Origin of the sequence: uncultured Cedecea sp. (genome assembly GCF_947498825.1) — a bacterium.
Taxonomy (GTDB): domain Bacteria; phylum Pseudomonadota; class Gammaproteobacteria; order Enterobacterales; family Enterobacteriaceae; genus JGM124.
In genome coordinates, this window is sequence record NZ_CANMLV010000002.1 from 107,875 (window position 1) to 131,889 (window position 24,015).

The window sequence follows — 24,015 nt, forward strand, 5'->3', positions numbered from 1 at the left end:
TCGTTAAAAATTTGAATCAGTTTACTATTTCGAAAACAGGTCCCAGTATGACCCCGCCTGACCGTCTTGAAATGCGTGATATTTCTATTGCCTTCGGTGGCTTCAATGCCCTGACTCAGGTGGGCTTTGTGCTCAATGGTGGATCCATTCACGCCCTGACAGGTGCCAATGGTGCCGGAAAATCGACGCTGATGGCCGTACTTTCCGGGGCCTATAAGCATTATCAGGGTCACATTCTGATCAATGGTAAAGAAGTCAGCATCCGTACTCCGCGTGACGCCAAACTTGCCGGTATCCATCTGGTTCAGCAAGAAGTTGACGTTGCCCTGGTTCCGGGTCTGAGCGTGGCTGAAAATATCATGCTCGATAAGCTGGCAGAGCCGGGTCATGTTTATCGCTGGGGAGAGATTTATCAACAAGCCCGGGCGGCGTTAGCACCGTTGGAAGTGAATATTGATATCCGTAAACGGATTGAACAGTGCTCTCTGGCAGAAAAACAACAAATTCTGCTGGCTCGCGCCCTCTCTCACCACTGTCGCTTTCTGATCCTCGATGAGCCCACAGCCCCCCTTGACGGCCAGGAAAGCGCACATCTGTTTAAGGTGGTCAGAAACCTTCAGCAACAAGGGATCGGGGTAGTATTCATCTCACACCGTATTCATGAACTGAAAGAGATCTGTGACCAGATGACGGTGCTACGTGACGGCAAATTTATCTGTAGCGAAGCCATGGCACAACTGAGTGGTGAGCAAATTGTCGAAAAAATGCTCGGCCATAATCTGGAAGACATTTACCCTCCACACCGACCTGATGTCGCGGATATTCCGCTACTGCGCGTCACGGGTCTGCATGATGAAGCTCTGCTACGCAATATTTCATTACGCCTGCGTAAAGGAGAGATCCTCGGTATTGCCGGACTGGCCGGTGCGGGTAAAACCGAATTATGCAAAGCCCTGTTTGGCGCCACCCCGAGTCAGCTGGAAAGCGGTGAGTTACGGGGTAAACCCTGGCGTCCCAGAGACCCCGCCGATTCTGTCAGCAGGGGCGTCGTGCTGGTCCCTGAGGAACGTCGTAAAGAAGGTATTTTCATCGATGAGTCTCTGACCATGAACTTGGCGGTCAGCGCTGACTGGCAGTTCTCACGTTTTGGTTTTTTTAGCCACCGCAAGGCACAAGGCTGGGCACAGGAAGTGATTAAACGCCTGGCGATCCGCACTCTCGGTCCGGCGCAGACCTTAAGGCGACTGTCAGGAGGTAACCAGCAAAAGGTTGCTATCGGAAAATGGCTACGTAATGAAGCGGAGGTGCTGATTTTCGATGAGCCAACCAAAGGCGTCGATATCAAAGCCAAAACCGATTTATTTGTCTTAATCGATCAGCTAGCACGGCAAGGTAAAGGGGTGATTTACGCCTCTGGTGAATTTGCTGAACTGGTTGGACTCTGTGACAGAATTTGCGTCCTGTGGGACGGAAAAATAGTAGCAGAGCTCGATGGCCATCAGGCCACAGAAGAAACCCTTTTATATTACTCCACTGGAGGAGCACCTGCGTGAGTCATAACGCCCCCCTGAAAGCCACCTTATCTGGCCGCCATCAGTTCTTTGAGTTTCTCTATAAATGGGGGATGTTGCTTACCGTTGTGGCACTGATTGCCCTGTTCGGCATTGCTTCTGACAGTTTTCTGGAACTGAACAATATCATTAATATTTTGCGCTCAATTGCGATAGTCACCGTTATCGCGATTGGCGTTTCTATTTCACTCACCGTAGGCGGTTTTGATTTATCTGTCGGTTCAACCGCATCCTTGGCCAATGCGCTGGTGATTTCGCTGTTTGTCTGGCACGGCTTCGGCACAACTGAGGCGATTATCGTCACCTTATTACTCTGTACTCTGGTGGGGCTGTTTAATGCCTTTCTTATCGTGATATTGAAAATTCCCGATATGCTCGCCACCCTCGCCAGCCTGTTCGTTATTCAGGGAGTCGCCATGACCTACAGCTATGGCGGCTCAATTACCACCAATATGATGCTGCCTGATGGTGAAATGGCAGAAGGGGTTATCCCGGCCAGCTTCTCATTACTCGGCCAGGTCCCGACTATCGTTATCATTATGCTGGTAGTCACCCTGGTCGCACAGCTAGGGCTTTCACTCACCAAATATGGCCGCCGGATGTACGCCATTGGCGGTAACCCGCAGGCTGCAAGACTGTCAGGTATCCGCACCACTCGCTATCGTGTTGCCGCTTATGTACTGGCCTCTTTATTGGCGGGTTTAGGCGGTATTTTACTGGCCTCTCGTATCGGTTCTTCTCAGGTGAACGCCGGGGGAGGTTATCTGATGGATGCGGTTGCCGCTGCGTGGATTGGTTTTTCTCTGGCAGGTTCCGGCAAGCCAAATGCTTTGGGTACCTTAGTCGGTGCCATCATTCTTGGTGTATTACAGAACGGACTGGTGATGTTATCCGTTCCTTATTACGCCATGGACATTATTAAAGGCCTGGTGCTGGCAGCAGCCTTAGCCATTACTTATATCCAACAACGACGCTAACAGGACATAACCATGAAAAAATTAACTGCTTCATTACTGGCGCTAAGCCTGCTTGCCGCTTTGCCTGTCAGAGCTGCCGTTGTCGCACCTGTACCGGATAAAATTGCTCAGCACGACGGACCTATTCGCATTGCGGTTATTCGTAACCTTGGCTCTGATGACAACACCACTCAGTTTGTCTCCGGTGCGATACAACAAGGTAAAAAACTGGGCTTTCAGGTCAGCACTTTTCTGAGTAATGGTGACGATGCCCGTTTCCAGGATTTTGTTAATCAGGCAATCAGCCAGAAATATGACGGTATTATTCTGTCCCAGGGCCGCAGCCCTTACTCCACTGAGCTGATTAAAAAAGCCATTGATGCCGGGATCGCCGTATCCGTCTTTGATACCGCTGTTGAAGGTGTAATCCCCGGGCTTACCGTCAGTCAACAAGACGACACCTCTCTGACCAACCTCTCCTTTGGTCAGTTGGTGGAAGACTTTAATGGCAAGGCCAATATCGTCAAACTCTGGGTGGCCGGATTCCCGCCAATGGATCGACGCCAGGCCGCCTATCAGCAGCTGTTAAAAGCAAACCCGGGCATTGTTGAACTGGAGTCTATTGGTGCCGTTTCTTCCGATGTACAGGGGGATACGGCCAATAAAGTCGGCGCTATTCTGGCTAAATATCCGAAAGGCAAAATTGATGCTATCTGGGGCACATGGGATGCCTTCACCCAGGGCGCTTATAAGGCCCTGCAAGAAAACGGTCGTAACGAGATTAAACTGTACAGCATTGATATTTCCAACCAGGATTTACAGTTAATGCGTGAAGCCAACAGCCCATGGAAAGTCAGCGTTGCGGTTGATCCAAAATTGATTGGTGCGACCAATGTGCGTCTGCTGGCGAAGAAAATTGCCGGGGAACCCACACCTGACAGCTACGACTTTAAAGCCGCAGTGATCCCGCAGGCGCTGCTGGTGAGCCAGGCAGAACCGGTTAACGTGGCCGGCCTGGCAAAAATTATTCCAGGATGGGGCCAGACCGACGATTTTGTTGCCCCGTGGTTTGCCACCCTGGAAGCAAAAAACAAATAACCACGTAAAATCATTTTTTTGATTTTGGATGACAAATTAAAGGGAAATAAGCGGGTTTATTTCCCTTTTTTACTCTTCATTCACAGGAGACAGCGATGGGCTTGCCACAACCCGAATACAGCCACAATATGCGTCTGATTAGTCACAGCGATCAGGGTGGAAAACCAGATGGTGTGCAGGTCATGGTACATCGGGGCTATGCCTACATTGGCCATATGGTATCGCAGGGATTTTCAATTGTTGATGTTCGCGATCCCAGACAGCCAAAGGCGGTGGGCTTTGTTCCCGCTCCCCCGGGAACCTGGAATATTCATCTGCAAACACATGATGATTTATTGCTGGTTATCAATGCTCGTGATTTATTTGCCGATACCCGTTTTGCCGATGAAAAAGTCTATTACACGCGCTCGGTCGGTGAAACCGTCAGTGATGTTACCGATAAGGGTTGGAGCGCAGGACTACGAATTTTTGATATCTCTCAGCCTGAGCAACCGCGTGAAATCAGCTTTCTGTCATTAACAGGCATTGGTATTCATCGCTGCTGGTATGTTGGCGGGCGCTGGGCTTATGTCTCCGCTTTAATCGACGGTTTCAGCGATTATATTTTTCTGACTATCGATCTCGCCGATCCGCGTAGCCCTAAAGTTGCCGGAAACTGGTGGCTACCCGGTATGAATACCGCCGCAGGTGAACAACCCGACTGGCAGGAGGGCAAGCGTTATGCTCTGCACCATGCGATTATTAACGGGGATACCGCCTATGCCAGCTGGCGTGATGGTGGACTGACGTTGCTGGATATCGCCGATCGTAGTCAGCCGAAGCTTATCAGCCATAAAAACTGGAGTCCGCCATTTGGCGGCGGGACACATACAGCGCTACCGTTACCGGACAGAGACTTACTGGTGGTGTTGGATGAAGCCGTGCTGGATAATCAAGAGGACGGAGAAAAACTGATCTGGCTGTTTGATATTCGCGATCCGGCAAATCCTGTGAGTATTTCGACTTTCCCGCAGCCTAATGAAACAGATTATGTGGCGAAAGGGGCACACTTTGGTCCGCATAATTTGCATGAAAACAGACCCGGCAGTTTTATCAGCTCGACGTTAATTTTTGCCACTTACCAGAATGCCGGGGTGCGAGCCTATGATATCTCCAACCCTTATCGTCCGGTTGAGACCGGCGCGCTGGTTCCTGCCGCACCTGAAAAAATGATGGATACCCGGCCGGGACGGCCACAGATTATTCAGTCCTGCGATGTTTTTGTTGATGCCCAGGGCATCATCTACAGCACCGACTATAACGGCGGTTTGTCGATTATTGAATATCTGGGTTAACAAGAAAGAAGGAAAAACCACCTTTCTCCTTCTTTGTCTGCAATCTGAAGGGCCTTCTCTCTGAGAAGGCCCTTTGTCTTAGCTCTTCTGACGAACCCGGGCAATAAATTCGTCCACAGAGTTTATCTGTCCGGCAATCAAAATCAAAAAACGACCTAATTCTATCGCCGAACTGATACAAGCCAGGCGCATCTCTTCATCCTGGATCGTTTCCAGATCGGCAACATGTGATAAGCCTACCGTTCTGCGGATAAGCTCTGTACCACAAAAACCAATGGCATCAGTCCAGACTTTCTCCAGAAACAGTTCAACATAGCCCGGAGTTGCCAGCGCACTGTCACGAGTACTGTTATGTGCCAGGGTGGCAAAACGCTCTGCAAAGGTAGACCACAAAACGCGAATATCATCTAAGCGCTGCTCACGGTAGCTGGCCGCATCACGTGGGCCAAAATGACCAGGTAAAGCACAGTAATTCAGTAATAGATTGCCTGTTGCGGTACCAAGATCAAAACCTACCGGGCCGACATAACCGAATTCAGCATCAATCACTTTCAGGCTGCCTTCGGCGACAAAAATGGAACCGCTGTGAATATCACCGTGTAACAGGGCTTCTGCATGAGTGAGGAAACGGTGCTTCAGCTGGGCTACGGCCAGCTTTAACGAGCTGTCCGTGCGTAAAGCCGCAACCTGTGACTCCAGCGCCGCAGGGTAGTTATTACGCTCATGTTGCTGGTAGGGGTCATTAAAGAACAGGTCTTCGGTTATTTCACACATTTCCGGATTAATAAAACGGGCAACCAGCGCTTTTTTATCATGCGGGTGCAACCAGAAATCGGAAGTATGGAACAGGGTTTGTGCCAGATACTCCGACAGTTGAGCGGTAGCTTGCGGGTAGCCCTTACCGCCAATCAGTTCGCCGCGCCAGATCCGGTAATTGGACAGATCCTCCATCACCATCACAGCAAGGTCTGCATCATAATGGAGAATATTAACCGTATGTTGTGGACTGTGCTTATAGTGTTCCACCAGGGTTTCGGCTTCCAGGCGGGCACGATCGAGGGTCAGGGGCCAGGACTCTCCGACGCAGCGTACATAAGGTAGCGCCTGCTTAACAATAATCCGGCTGATACCCTGGGTATCAAAAATTTTAAACACTAAATTAAGATTACCATCCCCCACTTCTTGCGCGTCCACCAGACTCGATGGATTATCCAGCCCGCCAAATTTTTGGGCATAAGCCACTGCATCTGCAGCAGTAAACGTGCGATATTGGGACATTGAGCAACCTCTTATCAATAAAGTCATCTTTGCTGTAGACCCACCAAAATAATTCGAGTGACAGAAAAGCGGCAAGCGAACGAATTCCGATGAACTTACTAAAGTAAGTGATTCGGGTAAGTGAACGCAGCCAACGCATCTGTAACTTGAAGCGTGACGGGTATAGACGTCTATACATCTGGAAGGCATGTTGGCACAATATACCGCAATAACGCAATATGGAATCCGCATCAATGCAAAATTTAAAAACCACCAGCCTTGAGGTTAAACAGAATCAACTGTGGATCCTCTGCCAGCAAGCCTTGCCCCAGCAACAAAACTGGCTTCCCGCCCATACCGTCGAGCAACTGGTTGCGCATATTCATAGCCTGAGTGTTCGCGGAGCCCCCCTGATTGGCCTTTCTGCCAGCCTGTTACTGGCATTACTTGCCGAAAATGGACAATCACGGCAACAACTGGCAAGCGCGCTAGAAATTCTGCGGGCATCAAGACCGACTGCGGTTAATCTGATGAATAACCTCGACCAAATGAAACTGGCGCTGGCACAGCCTGATTTTGTCACGGCGCTGGGTAAAGAAGCTTTACGCCTGGTAGAAGAAGACAAGCAGCTTTGTAACAATATTGCTGATGCAGGCGCTGCCCTGGTTAAGCCAGGTAGCCGTTTGCTGACTCACTGCAATACTGGCGGTCTCGCCACGGCAGGGGTCGGTACGGCGCTGGGTGTTATTCAACGCGCCTTTTCCCTGGGCAGAGTTGAACAGGTCTGGGTGGATGAAACTCGTCCATTGTTGCAAGGTGGCAGATTAACCGCCTGGGAACTGGGGGAGCTCGGTATTCCTTATCAGTTAATCTGTGACTCAATGGCCGCCACTCTGATGGCAAAAAAACAGGTGGATGCAATTTGGGTCGGCGCTGACCGTATTGCTGCGAATGGTGATGTAGCCAATAAAATCGGTACCTACAGCCTGGCAGTACTGGCACATTATCACCAGATCCCGTTTTATGTTGCAGCACCCAATACCACGCTGGATAGCCATTGCCCGTCAGGAGAGGCGATTCCGATTGAACAACGTGCCGCGCGTGAAGTAACAGGCGTCACAGGCAGTTTTGGTGAGGTTCAGTGGGCGCCTGCCAATGCTCAGGTGTATAACCCGGCCTTTGATGTCACTCCGGCAGCACTTATCAGCGGCTGGGTGCTGGATACCGGAGTGGTTACACCAGAACAAGTCAGAGCGGGTATATTCCAGCCCAAATAATCGACCTTACAAACATAATCACAAGGATGCTGAAATGAAAACAAGGTGTTACCGGCCAGACAGGTTCGCAAAAACAGAATATTAGCCAACTGAAAAGAGGGGAAACGGCCTCTCAATTGGGAACATTCAATCGTTATGCTGTCGTTTTAGGCGGACGATTGATTTCTCAGGCACGTTGAAGTCATATCATTCCGATAAGAGTAGCCCAATAGCTAATCTTATTTTTAAGCCTTTCACCTGAAGAATATAATTTGTTTAAATATTATTAATGAATTGTTGCATTTGCGGTGAATATTAATTTATCGTCAAAATAATGAAGATGAATATCTAATTTACGATAAGAATATTTTATATTTACCAGAAGATTCGTTAACATAACCAACAGTTAATTTATTTTTTTGGGTTTTTAGTTTGCTCTCACTGTACGGCCTGTCGCAGCGTAGTACACCCGCAGTTATTGCTATTCTGGCAATACTGATGCTGTTTCTTGCTCCGGAAGTTTCAAAAAACCTGGTGCAATGGCAGGCAAATGCCACTGAAACGCATCTGATGCACAGTTCTGTGGCTCATGATGCTGTCGCAGACCATAACCACAGCGCTCACACAGCCGGACATCACGACCACCACGCTGAGAACGGCGGCCATCATATGATGGGCAGTACCACTATGGCAGGAGACTTTGCCTGTGGGTATTGCGAGCTTCTGATTCATTGCCCGCTGATTGTCTGGCTCTTCGTCCCCCTTATTTGGCTGTTACTGATTTCTTCTCGTACACCGCCGCCGATTATATATTGCCTTCTTCCCCTCGTTTATTTCGCAAGTAGTGCCCAACCGCGTGCTCCACCCGTTATTTGATATTTATTTCATATTAAAATTTAGCTCTGATTAATTTTGGACGCTATGTGACATTCAAGTCATACCCTGAATAATTCAGGTTACCCGTAGGCGCCAAGTTCAGCCAGGTAATGCGCATAGATAAACTATGTGATTAGACAGGCTGGACGCAGGCAGCCCCGGACAACTTGAAGTATGACCGCTATATATGTGCCTGGCACAGGATAACCCATGCCTGAAAAAAATATCACTCAACGGAATACACGAGCAGCCACACTGGAATTTTTCCGTCGGCTTCATTTCTATATTGGACTGTTTGTCGGTCCGTTTATTTTTATTGCTGCACTGACCGGGGCTCTCTATGTATCCAGCATACAGATCGAAAAAATACTCTATGCCTATGAGTTAAAAGTTGAGCCAACCGGAGAGCCGAAATCGCTGTCGCAGCAAATCGATGCTGCCAGACGGTATGCCGGCCAGAATGAAACAATTTATGCAGTGCGTCCGGCCCCCGGCCCGGCTGATAGCACAAGGGTTCAGTTTGTTGATGCCAACCTCGGTGCCTCGGAGTCCAGCGCTGTTTTTGTCGATCCCTATACCTTGCAGATCCTGGGATCCCATACAGTTTACGGAAGCAGTGGTTCTCTGCCTCTGAGAATGTGGATCGACCAGATCCATCGTGGTTTGTTACTGGGAGATTTCGGCCGCAATTATAGCGAACTCGCTGCGTCCTGGATGTGGGTTGCCGCTGTCGGGGGCATATTTCTCTGGTGGTCAAGCCGCCCGAAACGCCAGCGGCGTAAACCCAGAGGTGGCCTGGCTGCCAGTCGCCGTCTGCATATTACGCTGGGATTATTTTTACTGGCAGGCCTGCTACTGTTCTCTGCTACCGGTCTGACCTGGTCTCAGTGGGCCGGGGGCAATATCGACAGTATGCGTGCCGCATTTAACTGGCTGACACCCCAGGTTCGCACCACGCTGGAAGTCCCTGCTGCACACCACCACCAGGCACACGATCCACATGCAGAACATCATATGCCAGTCAGTCCGAGTGTGTTAAACAATCCGGATAATGCCCTCTGGGAGAATGTCCTGGCTGCCGCACGACTGGCTGGCGTCGATGCCAACAATGTTGAAATCCGCGCACCTAAAACAGCAAATCACGCCTGGACAGTGAGTGAAAGAGAAGCACACTGGCCTTCACAGGTGGATGTCGTTGCTATCGATCCACACAATATGCAGCTTGTCGATAAGGTCTCTTTTGAGCAATATCCGTTGGCCGCCAAGCTGACTCGCTGGGGTATCGATTTTCATATGGGGCTCTTGTTTGGCCTGCCAAACCAAATTTTGCTTATCGCTTTTGGTCTGGGTGTCTGCGTAATGATAGTACTGGGATACCGGATGTGGTGGCTACGTCGCCCGGCAGCACCGACTCCGCAAGCGGCCAGTACGCTTATCCATGCCTGGATAAATCTGTCACCGGGATTAAAAATGTTCTCCCTGTTCATTCCGCTGGTACTGGGATTTTGTCTGCCCGTCATGGGCATCAGCCTGCTGATATTTATCTTCATTGATTTATTACGCTGGCAGCGACAGAAGCGCCGTATAACCAGATAAAAAATGGCCGCAACACCCGGTGTTGCGGCCATCATCATAGACTTAATGGCATTTTTTGCTATGGCAGCTTGGGATAAGCTTCAGCAATCGTATCGCCGGTAAAATTGGCAATCCAGCCTTCCGGGTTATCAAAGATACGAATAGCGGTAAAGTTTGGCTCAGAACCCATATCAAACCAGTGCGGTGTTCCCGCCGGAACAGAGATCAGGTCATTCTTTTCACACAAGATCTGATAAACCTTACCGTCAAGGTGCAGACAAAAAAGCCCCGCCCCTTCCACAAAGAAGCGAACTTCATCTTCACCGTGGGTATGCTCAGCCAGAAACTTGGTACGGAAGGCCTCTTTTTGCGGGTGATCAGCACGCATACTGATAACATCCCAGCTCTGATAGCCTTTTTCTTCCACCAGCTTATCAATCGCGTGCTGATAAGCCTGGATCACCGTTTCCGGAGCAGGATCTTTTCCTAAGTCCTGATTGGCTTCCCAGCGCTCAAAACGCACGTCTTTGGCATTCAGTTGCTCACGAATAGCCTCTGCATCAGTGCTGTGCCAGACAGGCTCATGGGCTTCAGTATCGGTAAAAATGGTTAATGCACTCATGAAGAAATCGACTCCAGATTGATGTTATCAAAACCTTTTACTTGCTGATGATGGCTAACGTCATCAGGCTCGCCACGGACTAACTGCAAAGTATTCCAGCCGGCAGCTTCAGCGGCATCCAGTTCCTGATAAATATCAGACAGGAACAACAGCGACTCGGGTGGCAGGCCGATTTGCTCAGCAATATTACGATATGACTGCACTTCGCGCTTAGCACCGACATGGGTATCAAAATAGCCGCTGAACAAATCAGTAATATCACCGGCATCACTGTAACCCACTAGCAGTTTTTGCGATGCAACAGAGCCAGAAGAGTAAATATATAATCCAACCTCCTGTTGCTTCCAGGCCTGCAGTGCTGGCAGGACATCAGCATAAAGATGCCCCGTGAAGTCGCCCTGCTCATAGCCCTGACGCCAGATAAAACCCTGTAATGCCTTCAGTGAGGTCGATTTACGATCTTCGTCCATAAATCCAAACAGCACTTCAATCAAGCGCTCAGTATCCGCCTGGGGTTCATCTATTTCAGCGCGTAAGTTATTTAAAATATCCTGAATATCGTTCTGATTCTCACGGACAAATCCCGCCAGTCTCTCACGGGCATAGGGAAATAATACATTGTGAACAAAGCGAATATCCGTGGTAGTACCTTCAATATCAGTGACGATAGCGCGAATCATAGTTTCTCCAGCAGGCAGAACAGCATTGACTTTTTTACCTTCTTTTATCAAAAGCTAAGCAGAAAGTCTTCTCTCTTTAACAGACATTTAATGGAATTCCATTGCCAGGGCAGTTATAGCAATAGGGCTAGGCTCAATAAATTGCCTTTTCGTAGCAGGGTTAAGCACTACTTGCTCAGTATTTCTGACGAAATGCCAGATAACATCGTGTTATAGTTTTGATAACATCCAGATATCAATGTATTCCCTGTAAGGTCACCACACCATGAGTCATTCATCTTTCGCGCCCGAAAGTAAATTACCGGCGCTCGGAACCACCATTTTTACTCAGATGAGTATGCTGGCGCAGCAATATCAGGCAATTAATCTTTCTCAGGGTTTTCCTGATTTTGACGGTCCGGAATTTTTGCAGCAGCGCCTGGCCCACCATGTGAGTCAGGGGGCCAATCAGTATGCGCCTATGACCGGCGTACAGCCATTGCGTGAAGCGATTGCGGAAAAAACGGCAGCACTCTACGGCTATCAGCCAGATGCAAACAGCGAAGTTACGGTGACCGCAGGGGCGACTGAAGCACTCTATGCAGCAATTACCGCACTGGTTCGTCCCGGTGATGAGGTTATCTGTTTCGATCCGAGCTACGATAGCTATGCCCCGGCCGTCGCATTATCAGGCGGGGTGATGAAGCGCATAACCCTAAGTCCACCCCATTTCCGCGTAGACTGGCAGGCATTTAGTGAACTCCTGAGTCCACGAACTCGCCTGGTGATTATTAATACGCCACATAACCCTTCTGCTACTGTCTGGCAGAAAAGTGATTTTGCTTCTCTGTGGCAGGCTATTGCTGAGCAAGAGATTTATGTGCTGAGTGATGAAGTCTACGAACATATCTGTTTTGATGACCAGGGACATGCCAGTGTACTTGCCCACCCGGAACTGCGTGAACGGGCAATTGCCGTATCATCTTTCGGTAAAACCTTTCATATGACGGGCTGGAAAGTGGGTTACTGTGTCGCACCAGCCGCCCTGAGTGCGGAGCTGCGTAAAGTACACCAGTATCTGACATTTTCTGTGAATACGCCGGCTCAGCTTGCCATCGCCGATATGTTACGCGAACATCCGCAACATTACCTTGAATTACCCGCGTTTTACCGTGCCCGCCGGGACCGTTTTATCAACGCTCTCGCTGACAGCCGGTTAAAAATTTTGCCATGCGAAGGCACCTACTTCCTGCTCGCAGACTACAGTGCCATTTCAGATATGGATGATGTGAGTTTTTGCCAGTGGCTGACTAAAGAGGTCGGCGTTGCCGCGATCCCTCTGTCGGTCTTTTGTGAGGGAGAGTTCCCCCATAAGCTGATCCGTTTATGTTTTGCCAAGCAAAAAGCTACGCTGGACGCCGCAGCAGAAAGATTACGTACCTTGTAATCAAAGCTCTCCCTGTCGTAAAACGATGGGGAGGATCAGAGTCCGAGAATATCTTTCACAAAAGGGATAGTGAGCTTGCGCTGAGCGGTAATAGAAGCGTGATCGAGCTGATTCAGCGTGGTAAACAAGGTCCGCATTTCCCGGTCTAAACGTTTGAGCAAGAAACGGCCAACATCTTCGGGTAGCTCAAACCCACGTAGTCTGGCTCTGGACTGGAGCGCCTGAAGTTTATCGTCATCCGACAAAGGCTGTAATTTATAGATTTGTCCCCAATCCAGGCGAGAAGCAAGATCGGGTAGCTGTAGATTAAGCTGGCGAGGGGGCCTGTCACCGGTTATCAGTAATCGGGTTTTGCCTGACTCAAGAATACGATTATAGAGATTAAAAATAGCCATTTCCCACGGCTCATCCCCGGCAATACATTCAATATTATCGATACATACCAGGGAAAGTTGTTCCATACCATCAAGCACTTCAGGTACAAACCACGTCCGTTTGTCCAGCGGTACATAACCTACTGCATCGCCTCGCTGAGAGAGTTCCCCGCACGCTGCATGTAATAAATGACTGCGACCCGCCCCTTCCCGCGACCAGAAATAGATATATCCACTGTGCTCCTGACGAAGCACTGCATGGAGCGCTGCCAATAAAGAAGGATTATCACCCGGCCAGAAACTGGCAAAGGTTTCGTCATCGGGCAAATAAAGTGGCAGCGAAAGTTGCGCTGGCGTATTCAGAATTACCTCAACCATAACAGGCAGAAAACCCACGGAAGTCTACCACAGAATCCAGGCGCTTTCGAAGCATGTAACACAATATAAGGTAGATTCTGCAGCAAGAGAAAAATGTCGGGGTTTTATTCGCGAGAGAGGAAATACGGAGCAATGATTTGATTTTATAGCCAAAATAATTCGAGTTGCTTGTAGGCTCCCAGTTCAGCCCGTTGATGAGCACAGATAAACTCTGTGATTCGGCGGGCTGGGTGCAGACAACACCCGAGCCGCTGGATATATAACCTGTATTATCATTGTTGATAACCAGGGACCTGTAAAATCACAAATCCCTGCCATCATTCAAGGTCAGAGCAATGCGTTAGTCAGCATCATGCGCATCCAATACTTCCTCTTCCGGAATGACCAGGCTAATCACATGGAACAGCAAACTAAGAAGAACCCCAACCACGGTTGCCAGAGCCATGCCTTTCAGCTCAGCGGCACCAATATGAATTTTCGCGCCGCTGACGCCAATAATCAGGATAATTGATGTCAGGATCAGGTTTTTGGCTTTACTGAAATCAACTTTAGACTCAATTAATACCCGGATCCCAGACGCTCCGATGACCCCATACAGCAGCAGAGAAACACCGCCCATCACCGGCACCGGAATAACCTGAATCGCTGCGGCCAGCTTACCAATACAGGAAAGCAGAATAGCGAAAATCGCCGCCCCACCGATAACCCAGGTTGAGTAAACACGAGTGATGGCCATAACACCAATATTCTCACCATAAGTGGTATTGGGGGTTGAACCAAAGAAGCCTGAGAACACCGTTGAAATACCGTTAGCAAACATAGAACGGTGCAGACCAGGATTCTGGAGCAAATCTTTTTTAACGATATTTGCCGTCACCACCAGATGCCCGACGTGTTCAGCAATAACGACCAAGGCTGCCGGCAGAATAGTGAAAACGGCAAACCATTCAAAGCGTGGTGTATAGAAGGTTGGCAAAGCAAACCAATGGGCTTCACGGATTGCCGTGGTATCCACAATGCCCATAACAAAGGAGAGCGCGTAACCGACCAATACCCCGATAAGAATCGGAATAATAGCCATAAACCCACGGAATAATACCGATCCTAATACGGTTACGCCTAGTGTCACTAGCGAGATGAAAATGGTTGTGCCATCAGGGGCGACACCATCTGCAGGTAATAAGCCAGCCATATTTGCCGCCACGCCTGCTAATTCCAGACCGATAACCGCGACAATCGCCCCCATTGCCGCAGGGGGAAACATCACGGTAAGCCAGCCAGTACCGGCAACTTTAACGATAAGAGAGACTAAACAGAACAACACCCCACACATGATAAAACCGCCCAGGGCGACTTCATAACCGAGTGGTAACAGCAGCAGTACCGGAGAGATAAAGGCAAAACTAGACCCCAGATAGGCGGGGATCTTGCCCTTACAAATGAACAGGTACAACAACGTACCAATACCGTTAAACAGCAGTACAGTAGCGGGGTTTATCTGAAACAGAATGGGAACCAGAACGGTAGCCCCAAACATCGCAAACAGATGCTGAAGACTCAACGGAATCGTTTGCAATAGTGGTGGTCTTTCACTTACCCCGATAGCGCGGCGGGCCATGATGCTTTCCTCTAAGTATTATTACGACAAGTGTTGTTGTTATAGAAATCAAAAAAAAGCCGACTTCTTAGTCGGCTTGAATTACTTGGTACCAAATATCTTATCGCCTGCATCACCGAGGCCTGGAATGATGTACCCGTGTTCGTTTAATCCCTGATCAATCGATGCAGTATACAGTTCAACATCAGGGTGCGCTTTCTCTAACGCTTCAATACCTTCCGGCGCAGCAACCAGTACCAGGACTTTGATACTGACGCAGCCTGCTTTTTTCAACAGGTCAATGGTGGCTATCATTGAACCACCGGTCGCAAGCATCGGGTCAACAACCAATGCCATACGCTCTTCTATATTAGAAACCAGTTTCTGGAAGTACGGAACAGGCTTAAGCGTTTCTTCATCGCGGTAAACACCCACAACACTAATACGCGCGCTAGGCACATTTTCCAATACACCTTCCATCATGCCAAGACCAGCACGCAGAATAGGTACTACGGTAATTTTCTTACCCTTGATCTGCTCTATCTCGACCGGGCCATTCCAACCTTCAATAGTAACGGTTTCAGTTACTAAATCCGCCGTAGCTTCATAAGTCAGCAAGCTGCCAACTTCTGAGGCGAGTTCACGAAAGCGCTTAGTACTGATGTCATTCTCACGCATCAGGCCTAACTTATGTTTGACGAGTGGGTGTTTCACTTCCACAATCTTCATGCTCTTTCTCCCCGAGATAGTCTGGCATAAAAAAAATCGCCGGATTATACCGCTTTTTAACGGCAGTGCTATAGGTATTGCATCAGGTTCTGGTGAATCAGTAAGAATAGTAGAGATTGAACAATTATACATCAGCCATCAATAAGAGGCTCGCAAACGTTTGCTTCCACTGTTAGAATTGCCACGTTTTCATTTCATACCACCCACGGGGAACGCGCAGTGACCGATAAAACCTCTCTCAGCTATAAAGATGCCGGTGTAGATATTGATGCTGGTAACGCTCTGGTCGACAGAATTAAAGGCGTAGTAAAAAAAACGCGCCGTCCTGAAGTAATGGGTGGTTTAGGGGGTTTTGGCGCACTATGTGCTCTGCCACAGAAATACCGTGAACCCATTCTGGTTTCAGGCACCGATGGCGTAGGGACTAAATTGCGCCTGGCGATGGACTTAAAACGCCACGATGCGATTGGAATTGACTTGGTTGCTATGTGCGTCAACGATCTCGTGGTTCAAGGCGCTGAGCCGCTGTTCTTCCTCGACTATTACGCCACCGGCAAACTGGATGTTGATACCGCTTCCAGTGTGATAACCGGTATTGCTGAAGGTTGTCTGCAATCAGGCTGCGCCCTGGTTGGCGGCGAAACGGCTGAAATGCCGGGCATGTACCACGGTGAAGACTACGATGTTGCTGGTTTCTGCGTCGGGGTGGTTGAAAAATCAGAAATTATTGACGGTTCTAAAGTTGCCGATGGCGATGTACTGATTGCCCTTGGCTCCAGCGGCCCACACTCCAACGGCTATTCATTAGTACGTAAGGTGCTGGAAGTCAGTGGTACCGATCCGCTGACCACCGAACTGGAAGGTAAGCCGCTGGCCGACCATCTGCTGGAATCTACCCGTATTTACGTTAAAAATATTCTTGAACTGATTGAACAGGTCGATGTTCACGCTATTGCTCACCTGACTGGCGGCGGTTTCTGGGAAAATATTCCTCGCGTCCTGCCAGATAACACCCAGGCCGTTATCAGTGAGTCTTCCTGGCAGTGGCCGGCAGTGTTTGGCTGGTTGCAACAGGCAGGTAATATCAGCCGCCACGAAATGTACCGTACCTTTAACTGTGGTGTTGGCATGATTATCGCCCTCCCCGCAGCGCAGGCCGATAAGGCCGTTGAACTGATGAACGCCAAAGGTGAAAAAGCCTGGAAAATGGGTATCATCAAAGCATCTGATAGCGAAGATCGTGTGGTTATTGAGTAATGAAAAATATTGTGGTGCTGATATCCGGTAGTGGTTCTAATCTACAGGCTATTATTGATGCCTGTGAGCAACAGAAGATTAACGGCACCATTCGTGCGGTATTCAGTAATAAGGCCGATGTTTTCGGCCTTGAGCGGGCTCGTGATGCCGGTATTCCGGCCTTTTCACTTCTCCCTCGTGATTACGCTACTCGTGAAGCATTTGATAACCAGCTTATCACTGAAATTGATGCCTGGGCTCCAGATCTCGTCGTACTGGCAGGCTATATGCGAATTCTGAGCCCTGATTTTGTTGCACACTACAGCGGAAGGCTGTTGAATATTCATCCGTCTTTATTACCGAAATATCCCGGACTTCATACCCACCGCCAAGTACTGGAAAATGGCGATCGGGAACACGGCACTTCCGTGCATTTTGTGACTGAAGAACTTGATGGCGGGCCAATTATTTTACAGGCCAAAATTCCGGTATTTCCTGAGGATGAAGAAAGTGACATTTTTGCACGCGTTCAGCATCAGGAGCATGCTATTTATCCTTTAGTCGTCAGCTGGTTTGTCGATGGTCGTTTAGCTATGCGGGATAACGCTGCATGGTTAGATAATGTACGCCTTCCTCCGCAAGGCCATGCGGCTGACTGATGTCTCTGAATCTTTTTTAACCCCCTCCTGGGGGTTAAAATTTTCGGTCATTCTGTTTTGCTCACTGATAAGTGTATTTTCACTGTTGCACCTCTTCCCTCCGTTCATCAAGGCTCTCAATCCATTAAAAAATTTCATCTTTTTACTTTGATCTCATCTTGCTGTCATAATTCTGTCAGATAATTTTATTAACGAAGTTGGACATTTTTGATGAAAGCTCGCCATAATAAATAACGTGATGATGACAATATTGTCGTCTCTGCGTAAGAGAATGTGAGGACTAATGGGTCAGGATAAGTTGTATATCGAAAAAGAACTGAGTTGGTTAACTTTTAACGAACGTGTTCTACAGGAAGCAGCAGATAAAACTAACCCGCTTATTGAGCGGATGCGCTTTCTCGGCATCTATTCCAATAACCTCGATGAGTTCTACAAAGTCCGATTTGCCGAGTTAAAGCGACGGATATTGATTAATGAAGAGCAGGGATTACCGTCTAATCAGCGTCATTTACTGAATAAAATTCAGGCTCGGGTAATCAAAGCCGATCTGGAGTTTGACGGTCTGTACAACGATCTGCTGCTGGAAATGGCACGCAACCAAATCTTTCTGATCAATGAACGTCAGTTATCGCTCAACCAGCAATCCTGGTTACGTAGCTTTTTTAAACATCAGTTACGTCCACATATCACTCCTATTCTGATTAATCGTGATACTGATTTAGTCCAGTTTCTGAAAGACGATTATACTTATCTGGCAGTCGAAATTATGCGTGGCGATGATATTCGCTATGCCTTACTCGAAATTCCATCAGATAAAGTTCCGCGTTTTGTTAACTTGCCGCCTGAAGCACCACGTCGTCGCAAACCGATGATTTTGCTTGATAACATATTACGTTATTGTCTTGATGATATCTTTAAAGGGTTCTTTGATTACGATTCACTGAATGCGTATTCGATGAAGATGACCCGTGACGCAGAGTACGACCTGGTAACAGAAATGGAATCCAGTCTGCTGGAACTGATGTCTTCCAGCCTGAAACAGCGGTTAACGGCTGAGCCCGTACGTTTCGTTTATCAACGCGATATGCCAAAAGCATTGGTTGAAATGCTCTGCAATAAGCTCACTATCTCAAACTATGATTCCATCATTCCTGGTGGTCGCTATCATAATTTTAAAGATTTTATTAGCTTTCCGAATGTCGGCAAAGCTAACCTGGTGAATAAACCACTCCCCCGTTTACGCCACACGTGGTTCGATCATTTCCGCAATGGCTTTGATGCTATCCGCGAGCGTGATGTCTTACTTTACTATCCGTACCATACCTTTGAGCACGTACTTGAACTGCTGCGTCAGGCATCCTTTGATCCCAGCGTACTCGCGATTAAAATAAATATTTATCGGGTAGCAAAAGACTCACGCATTATTGATTCGATGATCCACGCCGCGCATAACGGCAAAAAAGTGACGGTTGTTGTAGAATTGCAGGCACGTTTTGACGAAGAGGCCAATATTCACTGGGCCAAACGTCTCACCGAGGCCGGAGTGCATGTTATCTTCTCCGCTCCTGGGCTGAAAATCCATGCCAAGCTCTTCCTTATTTCGCGTATGGAAGGCGAAGAGATCGTACGTTACGCACACATCGGCACCGGCAACTTTAACGAAAAAACCGCGCGAATTTATACTGACTATTCGTTACTCACCGCTGATTCGCGTATTACCAACGAAGTTCGTCGGGTTTTCAACTTTATAGAAAATCCTTATCGTCCGGTCATCTTTGACCATTTGTTGGTTTCACCACAAAATTCACGTCGTCTGCTCTATGATATGATTGACCGTGAAATTACCCATGTACAAAATGGACAACCTGCCGGAATTACGCTTAAACTCAACAATCTGGTCGATAAAGGGCTGGTAGACAGACTGTATGCAGCATCAACTGCCGGGGTGAAGATTAACCTCTTGATCCGAGGAATGTGTTCATTAATTCCGAATCTTAGTGGTGTCAGCGACAATATCAGTGTGATCAGTATTGTTGACCGTTATCTCGAGCATGACCGAGTTTATATCTTTGAAAACGGTGGTGATAAAAACGTGTTCCTTTCTTCTGCTGACTGGATGACACGTAACATTGACTATCGTATAGAGGTTGCTGTTCCGATCCTCGACCCGCGGCTGAAAAAGCAGATGCTGGATATCATGGATATCCTGTTTAGTGATACGGTGAAAGCACGCATCGTTGATAAAGAACTGAGTAATCGCTATGTACCGCGTGGCAACCGCCGCAAAGTACGTTCTCAATTAGCGATTTACGATTACCTTAAATTGCTGGAACAACCTGAATAACGCACTATGCCGCTATCAAACCCAACTCCCCGACCACAGGAATTTGCTGCGGTTGATCTAGGTTCCAATAGTTTCCATATGGTTATTGCCCGTGTGGTTGATGGAGCGATGCAAATTATTGGTCGCCTCAAACAACGAGTGCATCTGGCCGATGGTCTGGGCCCGGATGGCCGATTAAATGAAGAAGCCATGGAGCGTGGGCTTTCCTGTCTGGCGCTTTTTGCCGAACGCCTGCAAGGATTCAATCCTGATAATGTCTGTATTGTGGGCACACACTCGCTGCGTGAGGCCACCAATGCTGACGAATTTTTGCAACGTGCAGCCTTGGTTATCCCCTATCCGATTGAGATAATCTCCGGGAATGAAGAAGCCCGGCTTATCTTTATGGGCGTTGAACATACTCAGCCCGAGCGTGGCCGTAAGTTGGTGATTGATATTGGCGGTGGTTCGACTGAACTGGTCATAGGTGAAAATTTTGAACCACTGTTAGTTGAAAGCCGTCGTATGGGCTGCGTCAGTTTTGCCCGCCAATTCTTTCCTGACGGCAACATCACTGAAGCCAACTTTAAACGCGCACGCATGACGGCAGTACAGAAGCTGGAGAATCTGGCCTGGCAGTTCCGTCTTAAAGGCTGGAAAGTTGCCCTGGGTGCTTCTGGCACCATCAAAACCGCCCATGAGATCCTGGTCGAAATGGGTGAAAAAGATGGCATGATCACTCTGGAACGTCTGGAAATACTGCAACGCGAAGTTCTGAAATTTAAAAATATCTCCGCGTTAAGCCTGCCAGGACTTTCAGAGGAACGTAAGTCAGTATTTATCTCCGGACTGGCGATTCTCTGTGGTGTATTTGATGCCCTGGCGATTCGTGAACTCCGTCTTTCTGACGGTGCATTACGCGAAGGGGTGCTCTACGAAATGGAGGGGCGTTTCCGTCATCAGGACGTGCGTATTCGTACGGCGCAGAGCCTGGCGGAGCAGTATCATATCGACAGCGATCAGGCCAGACGCGTACTGGAAACGGTTGAAAATCTTCATCAGCAATGGGAAGAACAGAATCCCAAACTTGCAAACCTGCAGTTAACCGCGCTGTTGAAATGGGCGGCTATGCTGCACGAAGTCGGACTGAGCATTAACCACAGCGGATTACATCGCCACTCTGCTTATATTCTGCAAAACACTAACCTCCCGGGTTTCACTCAGGAACAGCAGCTCCTGATGGCAACTATGGTTCGTTACCACCGTCGTGTCGTCAGGCTGGATGACTTCCCGCGCTTTACCTTGTTCAGGAAAAAGCATTTCCTGCCGTTGATCCAGATCCTGCGTTTGGCAGTGTTACTGAATAATCAGCGCCAGTCGACGACAACGCCGCCGACACTGACACTGGTTACCGATGAAAACCACTGGACTCTACGCTTTCCTCATGACTGGTTTAGTCAGAACGCTCTGGTCCAGTTAGATTTGGAAAGAGAGCAACAATACTGGGAAACGGTTCTTGACTGGAAACTCAGCATTGAGGAAGCCCCTCATATTCTCGACTTCTGATCAGAACGTTATTATCAGCACCAGTCTCAAGCCCGTCGCATTTCTTTATTGCGACGGGCTTTTGTTATCCAGCAGGCTCTCCAGTGGTTGAGGATAACTGTTCAGATATCCTTGAATATAATCAACCCCTAACAGAATGACCGCTTCTTTGATTGATTCTGTTTCCACGCACTCTGCAACAATCTGCATTTTCTTGATGCGCGCTAACTGGCAAATAGAGCTAACAACCTGATAATCGAGGCTACTACTGAGAATATTACGGATAAAACCGCCGTCTATTTTTAACATATCAGCGTTCAGCTCTTTCAAGCTGGTATAACTCCCATAGCCCGTGCCAAAATCATCAATTGCTATCCGGCATCCCATACTTTGCAGGGCGCTTAGCGTGATATTAGCTTGTTCCATGTTAATCAGAGAGTCACATTCTGTTATTTCAAAAATAATCTGCCACGGCTCAATATGATAATGGGCAAGTAGTCGCCTGACTTCCTGCGAAAAATATTCTCGACACACAGATACCGGCGTCAGATTGATAGAAAAGCGGCATCCGGGCAATTGTTTACGATGCATCGCCATAAACATTAACGTTGCATTGAGTACCCAACGATCAATTCTCGCAGATAAACCAAATTCATGAGCAATCGGCATAAATTTATCCGGTGTAAGCAGCTCATTATTATCACCCTGCATCCGCAGCAAAATTTCATAATAAGTATCTCCCCGAACACCTTCAATAGACTGCGCCATCAGCACAAAACGGCCATTATCCAGAGAGTACTGTAAGCGGTTCATCATATCGACTTTATGCTTCACATCGTTCTGAACCGGGTTTGAACCCTGTGTTTGCAGTATTTCTGGGCGACAGGTCGTCAGTGAGTTTTCAGCCATGGCACCCAGTTCACCTAGCAGTAAATAGAGATGAGAAACGGGATGACGGATATCACAATAACTCATCCCTATTTGTGGCTGAAGTGGCAACCCATCCCAGATAAACCGGAACTGTCTGGCTCGCTGATAGATAGTCTCAATTTTATCCGGGGAAAATAAAGGTTGAGGAGAATCATGATTATGATTCAATCGCAGAACTAAACTTGAACCGGATAAATGATAAACCATCTCCTTTGGCATCAATTTGTTACGTAAAAATGCCGCCAACTGCTGCTTGTACTGAATGCGCAACATGACACCATAATTACGCCCCAATAATTCCAAGTCCGGAATGGTGATGACTCCAACAGTTGACCAGTTATGCTGTTCTAAATCCCGGCTTAATGCACGTAAATTGGGCATCTGTAACACCGGGTCAATGTAGGCCAGTCGTTTGGATTTATTATGCAAAATGCGCTGTCGTGTCGTGAGTGCGGCCATCAGATAAATAGTGACCGAAAAAACAGCATTACAAGAGGACACTATCGCTAAATGAAGTTCAATACCAATATCAGGCGAAAGATAATGATGGAATTTTGACGAAAGCAGGATCAGTAACAAGGTCCAGGCATTGATGATAAACAGAAAACCAAAACGCATGGCTCCCCATAACATGACAGGAAGCATCAGAATCAACGTATAATCGGTATTAAAAATCGTACTTTTTTCGCTGATGGGATTCAGGAGTAATACCATAAAGCAAACAACCAGGGCGCTCCAAAGAAGGATTTCAGTTAGCGTGACACCCTGTTGTTTCTGCGCCACCATACGACGCCAAAAACTTTTTATAAACAATGGATTAATAATAATCCGCAGCAGGTAATAAAAGAAAGGCAACCCGGTAAGGCAGCCCACTAATACTGCCTGATAATTGATAAGTGTACGAATCGTCCACAGCATTTCCGGGAAAATTAAATACTCTTGGTCGTACAATCCCAATAGTAAACCCGCTTCATAGAACAGTAAAAATAGCGTTCCGTTAACCCAGACCAGCCAGAACATTCGCGCCATCACCAGATGCATCATGTCAAATCGAACGACACGATGCCGTGGCACAAAAACATGGTAACAAAACCAGCTAATGCTCAGCGGCACTAAATAATGGAATGTATAGACAAGAACAACGAGCTCGGACTTCATGGGCAGGTAACGAATCAATAATGCCAGCACGATGCCAGGTAAAGCTGCCCAGCCGAAAAGCATGACAAAAGCGGTCATCAGGGCCAGTGGCATGTAAAGCAAGAAAACCCGACTACCATCAAGAAGAGTCTGGGCGTTCAAACTAACAACCAGAGGTAGCAAGAGGCTCGGAAGGATAAGCGGCAGTGCCCACCATTTATTTTTTGAACGTTGATACCAAAGAAAGAAACGCATTGTCATATATCATTTCCCCTTCCTGATTGGGTTTAGTGCCGCAAGTAACACTGACTCATTTTTATCCATGCTGCATGGATACGCGATAAGAGGGAGAATTTTAACCAGAAATAAATGTTTATAATAAAATTAAAGTATTACCAAATATGCTGCGACTTTGTCAGACAGTAACCACTTCGAAACGGTCCTACTCTGCAAACT

19 protein-coding genes are annotated in these 24,015 nt (G+C 48.0%); 12 read left to right on the forward strand and 7 right to left on the reverse strand.

The features are described 5' to 3' along the window. Window positions 1–47 precede the first annotated feature (47 nt). From Q1A40_RS03915 to Q1A40_RS03930, 4 genes are all read left to right on the forward strand, one after another. Window positions 48–1,553 carry a sugar ABC transporter ATP-binding protein gene (locus Q1A40_RS03915; protein ID WP_299998130.1) on the forward strand — a complete coding sequence of 502 codons (1,506 nt, stop codon included), beginning with the start codon at window positions 48–50 and terminating at the stop codon, window positions 1,551–1,553. Then, on the forward strand, window positions 1,550–2,548 hold the full coding sequence (locus Q1A40_RS03920) for an ABC transporter permease (RefSeq protein WP_299998131.1): 999 nt from the start codon (window positions 1,550–1,552) through the stop codon (window positions 2,546–2,548). Before Q1A40_RS03915 ends, Q1A40_RS03920 begins: the two co-directional genes overlap by 4 nt. A gap of 12 nt (window positions 2,549–2,560) precedes the next feature. After that, a complete protein-coding gene (locus Q1A40_RS03925) occupies window positions 2,561–3,625 on the forward strand; it encodes a sugar ABC transporter substrate-binding protein (protein ID WP_299998132.1) in 1,065 nt (354 codons plus the stop codon). A gap of 95 nt (window positions 3,626–3,720) precedes the next feature. Beyond that, a complete protein-coding gene (locus Q1A40_RS03930; RefSeq protein WP_299998133.1) occupies window positions 3,721–4,959 on the forward strand; it encodes an LVIVD repeat-containing protein in 1,239 nt (412 codons plus the stop codon). A 78-nt stretch (window positions 4,960–5,037) separates the two neighbouring features. Here Q1A40_RS03930 and mtnK read toward each other — a convergent pair whose 3' ends face one another. Further along, a complete protein-coding gene (gene mtnK, locus Q1A40_RS03935) occupies window positions 5,038–6,237 on the reverse strand; it encodes an S-methyl-5-thioribose kinase (RefSeq protein ID WP_299998134.1) in 1,200 nt (399 codons plus the stop codon). Window positions 6,238–6,470: 233 nt separating this feature from the next. Here mtnK and mtnA point away from each other — a divergent pair, with 233 nt between their 5' ends. The 3 genes from mtnA to Q1A40_RS03950 all read left to right on the forward strand — a co-directional run bounded on the left by mtnA (window position 6,471) and on the right by Q1A40_RS03950 (window position 9,944). Beyond that, window positions 6,471–7,493: an S-methyl-5-thioribose-1-phosphate isomerase gene (gene mtnA, locus Q1A40_RS03940; RefSeq protein WP_299998135.1), complete on the forward strand. Its 1,023-nt coding sequence runs from the start codon at window positions 6,471–6,473 to the stop codon at window positions 7,491–7,493. 411 nt (window positions 7,494–7,904) lie between these two features. Next, complete coding sequence (locus Q1A40_RS03945) at window positions 7,905–8,348, forward strand: DUF2946 domain-containing protein (protein ID WP_299998136.1); 444 nt, start codon at window positions 7,905–7,907, stop codon at window positions 8,346–8,348. 210 nt (window positions 8,349–8,558) lie between these two features. Continuing rightward, window positions 8,559–9,944 (forward strand): PepSY domain-containing protein, encoded by a 1,386-nt coding sequence (locus tag Q1A40_RS03950; protein WP_299998137.1) that lies wholly within the window; start codon window positions 8,559–8,561, stop codon window positions 9,942–9,944. 58 nt (window positions 9,945–10,002) lie between these two features. Here Q1A40_RS03950 and Q1A40_RS03955 read toward each other — a convergent pair whose 3' ends face one another. Both Q1A40_RS03955 and mtnC read right to left on the reverse strand, forming a co-directional pair. Beyond that, a complete protein-coding gene (locus Q1A40_RS03955) occupies window positions 10,003–10,545 on the reverse strand; it encodes an acireductone dioxygenase (RefSeq protein WP_299998138.1) in 543 nt (180 codons plus the stop codon). Continuing rightward, window positions 10,542–11,225 (reverse strand): acireductone synthase, encoded by a 684-nt coding sequence (gene mtnC / locus Q1A40_RS03960; protein ID WP_299998139.1) that lies wholly within the window; start codon window positions 11,223–11,225, stop codon window positions 10,542–10,544. The genes Q1A40_RS03955 and mtnC overlap by 4 nt, the downstream gene beginning before the upstream one ends. Before the next feature lie 265 nt (window positions 11,226–11,490). Here mtnC and Q1A40_RS03965 point away from each other — a divergent pair, with 265 nt between their 5' ends. After that, a complete protein-coding gene (locus tag Q1A40_RS03965; protein ID WP_299998140.1) occupies window positions 11,491–12,651 on the forward strand; it encodes a pyridoxal phosphate-dependent aminotransferase in 1,161 nt (386 codons plus the stop codon). A gap of 35 nt (window positions 12,652–12,686) precedes the next feature. Here Q1A40_RS03965 and Q1A40_RS03970 read toward each other — a convergent pair whose 3' ends face one another. From Q1A40_RS03970 to upp, 3 genes are all read right to left on the reverse strand, one after another. Beyond that, the gene (locus Q1A40_RS03970) at window positions 12,687–13,388 is read right to left on the reverse strand and encodes a DnaA inactivator Hda (RefSeq protein ID WP_299998338.1); all 702 of its coding nucleotides are present in this window, start codon (window positions 13,386–13,388) and stop codon (window positions 12,687–12,689) included. Between the two features lie 355 nt (window positions 13,389–13,743). Continuing rightward, window positions 13,744–15,021: a uracil permease gene (gene uraA, locus Q1A40_RS03975; protein ID WP_299998141.1), complete on the reverse strand. Its 1,278-nt coding sequence runs from the start codon at window positions 15,019–15,021 to the stop codon at window positions 13,744–13,746. A gap of 81 nt (window positions 15,022–15,102) precedes the next feature. Beyond that, a complete protein-coding gene (gene upp / locus Q1A40_RS03980; RefSeq protein ID WP_299998142.1) occupies window positions 15,103–15,729 on the reverse strand; it encodes a uracil phosphoribosyltransferase in 627 nt (208 codons plus the stop codon). Window positions 15,730–15,948: 219 nt separating this feature from the next. Here upp and purM point away from each other — a divergent pair, with 219 nt between their 5' ends. From purM to ppx, 4 genes are all read left to right on the forward strand, one after another. Next, the gene (gene purM, locus Q1A40_RS03985; protein WP_299998143.1) at window positions 15,949–16,986 is read left to right on the forward strand and encodes a phosphoribosylformylglycinamidine cyclo-ligase; all 1,038 of its coding nucleotides are present in this window, start codon (window positions 15,949–15,951) and stop codon (window positions 16,984–16,986) included. Continuing rightward, window positions 16,986–17,624 (forward strand): phosphoribosylglycinamide formyltransferase, encoded by a 639-nt coding sequence (purN, locus tag Q1A40_RS03990; RefSeq protein ID WP_299998144.1) that lies wholly within the window; start codon window positions 16,986–16,988, stop codon window positions 17,622–17,624. The genes purM and purN overlap by 1 nt, the downstream gene beginning before the upstream one ends. A 283-nt stretch (window positions 17,625–17,907) precedes the next feature. Continuing rightward, window positions 17,908–19,968 carry a polyphosphate kinase 1 gene (ppk1, locus tag Q1A40_RS03995; protein ID WP_299998145.1) on the forward strand — a complete coding sequence of 687 codons (2,061 nt, stop codon included), beginning with the start codon at window positions 17,908–17,910 and terminating at the stop codon, window positions 19,966–19,968. 6 nt (window positions 19,969–19,974) lie between these two features. Further along, window positions 19,975–21,513 (forward strand): exopolyphosphatase, encoded by a 1,539-nt coding sequence (ppx, locus tag Q1A40_RS04000; RefSeq protein WP_299998146.1) that lies wholly within the window; start codon window positions 19,975–19,977, stop codon window positions 21,511–21,513. Window positions 21,514–21,558: 45 nt separating this feature from the next. Here ppx and Q1A40_RS04005 read toward each other — a convergent pair whose 3' ends face one another. Beyond that, window positions 21,559–23,814 carry an EAL domain-containing protein gene (locus Q1A40_RS04005; protein ID WP_299998339.1) on the reverse strand — a complete coding sequence of 752 codons (2,256 nt, stop codon included), beginning with the start codon at window positions 23,812–23,814 and terminating at the stop codon, window positions 21,559–21,561. Between the last annotated feature and the right edge of the window lie 201 nt (window positions 23,815–24,015).

Bases quoted from the DNA above. Each gene is read 5' to 3' on its own strand.
- Q1A40_RS03915 (WP_299998130.1), top strand. From the start codon at position 48: ATGACCCCGCCTGACCGTCTTGAAATGCGTGATATTTCTATTGCCTTC.
- Q1A40_RS03925 (WP_299998132.1), top strand. From the start codon at position 2,561: ATGAAAAAATTAACTGCTTCATTACTGGCGCTAAGCCTGCTTGCCGCT.
- Q1A40_RS03930 (WP_299998133.1), top strand. From the start codon at position 3,721: ATGGGCTTGCCACAACCCGAATACAGCCACAATATGCGTCTGATTAGT.
- mtnK (WP_299998134.1), bottom strand. From the start codon at position 6,237: ATGTCCCAATATCGCACGTTTACTGCTGCAGATGCAGTGGCTTATGCC.
- mtnA (WP_299998135.1), top strand. From the start codon at position 6,471: ATGCAAAATTTAAAAACCACCAGCCTTGAGGTTAAACAGAATCAACTG.
- Q1A40_RS03950 (WP_299998137.1), top strand. From the start codon at position 8,559: ATGCCTGAAAAAAATATCACTCAACGGAATACACGAGCAGCCACACTG.
- Q1A40_RS03955 (WP_299998138.1), bottom strand. From the start codon at position 10,545: ATGAGTGCATTAACCATTTTTACCGATACTGAAGCCCATGAGCCTGTC.
- mtnC (WP_299998139.1), bottom strand. From the start codon at position 11,225: ATGATTCGCGCTATCGTCACTGATATTGAAGGTACTACCACGGATATT.
- Q1A40_RS03965 (WP_299998140.1), top strand. From the start codon at position 11,491: ATGAGTCATTCATCTTTCGCGCCCGAAAGTAAATTACCGGCGCTCGGA.
- uraA (WP_299998141.1), bottom strand. From the start codon at position 15,021: ATGGCCCGCCGCGCTATCGGGGTAAGTGAAAGACCACCACTATTGCAA.
- upp (WP_299998142.1), bottom strand. From the start codon at position 15,729: ATGAAGATTGTGGAAGTGAAACACCCACTCGTCAAACATAAGTTAGGC.
- purN (WP_299998144.1), top strand. From the start codon at position 16,986: ATGAAAAATATTGTGGTGCTGATATCCGGTAGTGGTTCTAATCTACAG.
- ppk1 (WP_299998145.1), top strand. From the start codon at position 17,908: ATGGGTCAGGATAAGTTGTATATCGAAAAAGAACTGAGTTGGTTAACT.
- ppx (WP_299998146.1), top strand. From the start codon at position 19,975: ATGCCGCTATCAAACCCAACTCCCCGACCACAGGAATTTGCTGCGGTT.
- Q1A40_RS04005 (WP_299998339.1), bottom strand. From the start codon at position 23,814: ATGCGTTTCTTTCTTTGGTATCAACGTTCAAAAAATAAATGGTGGGCA.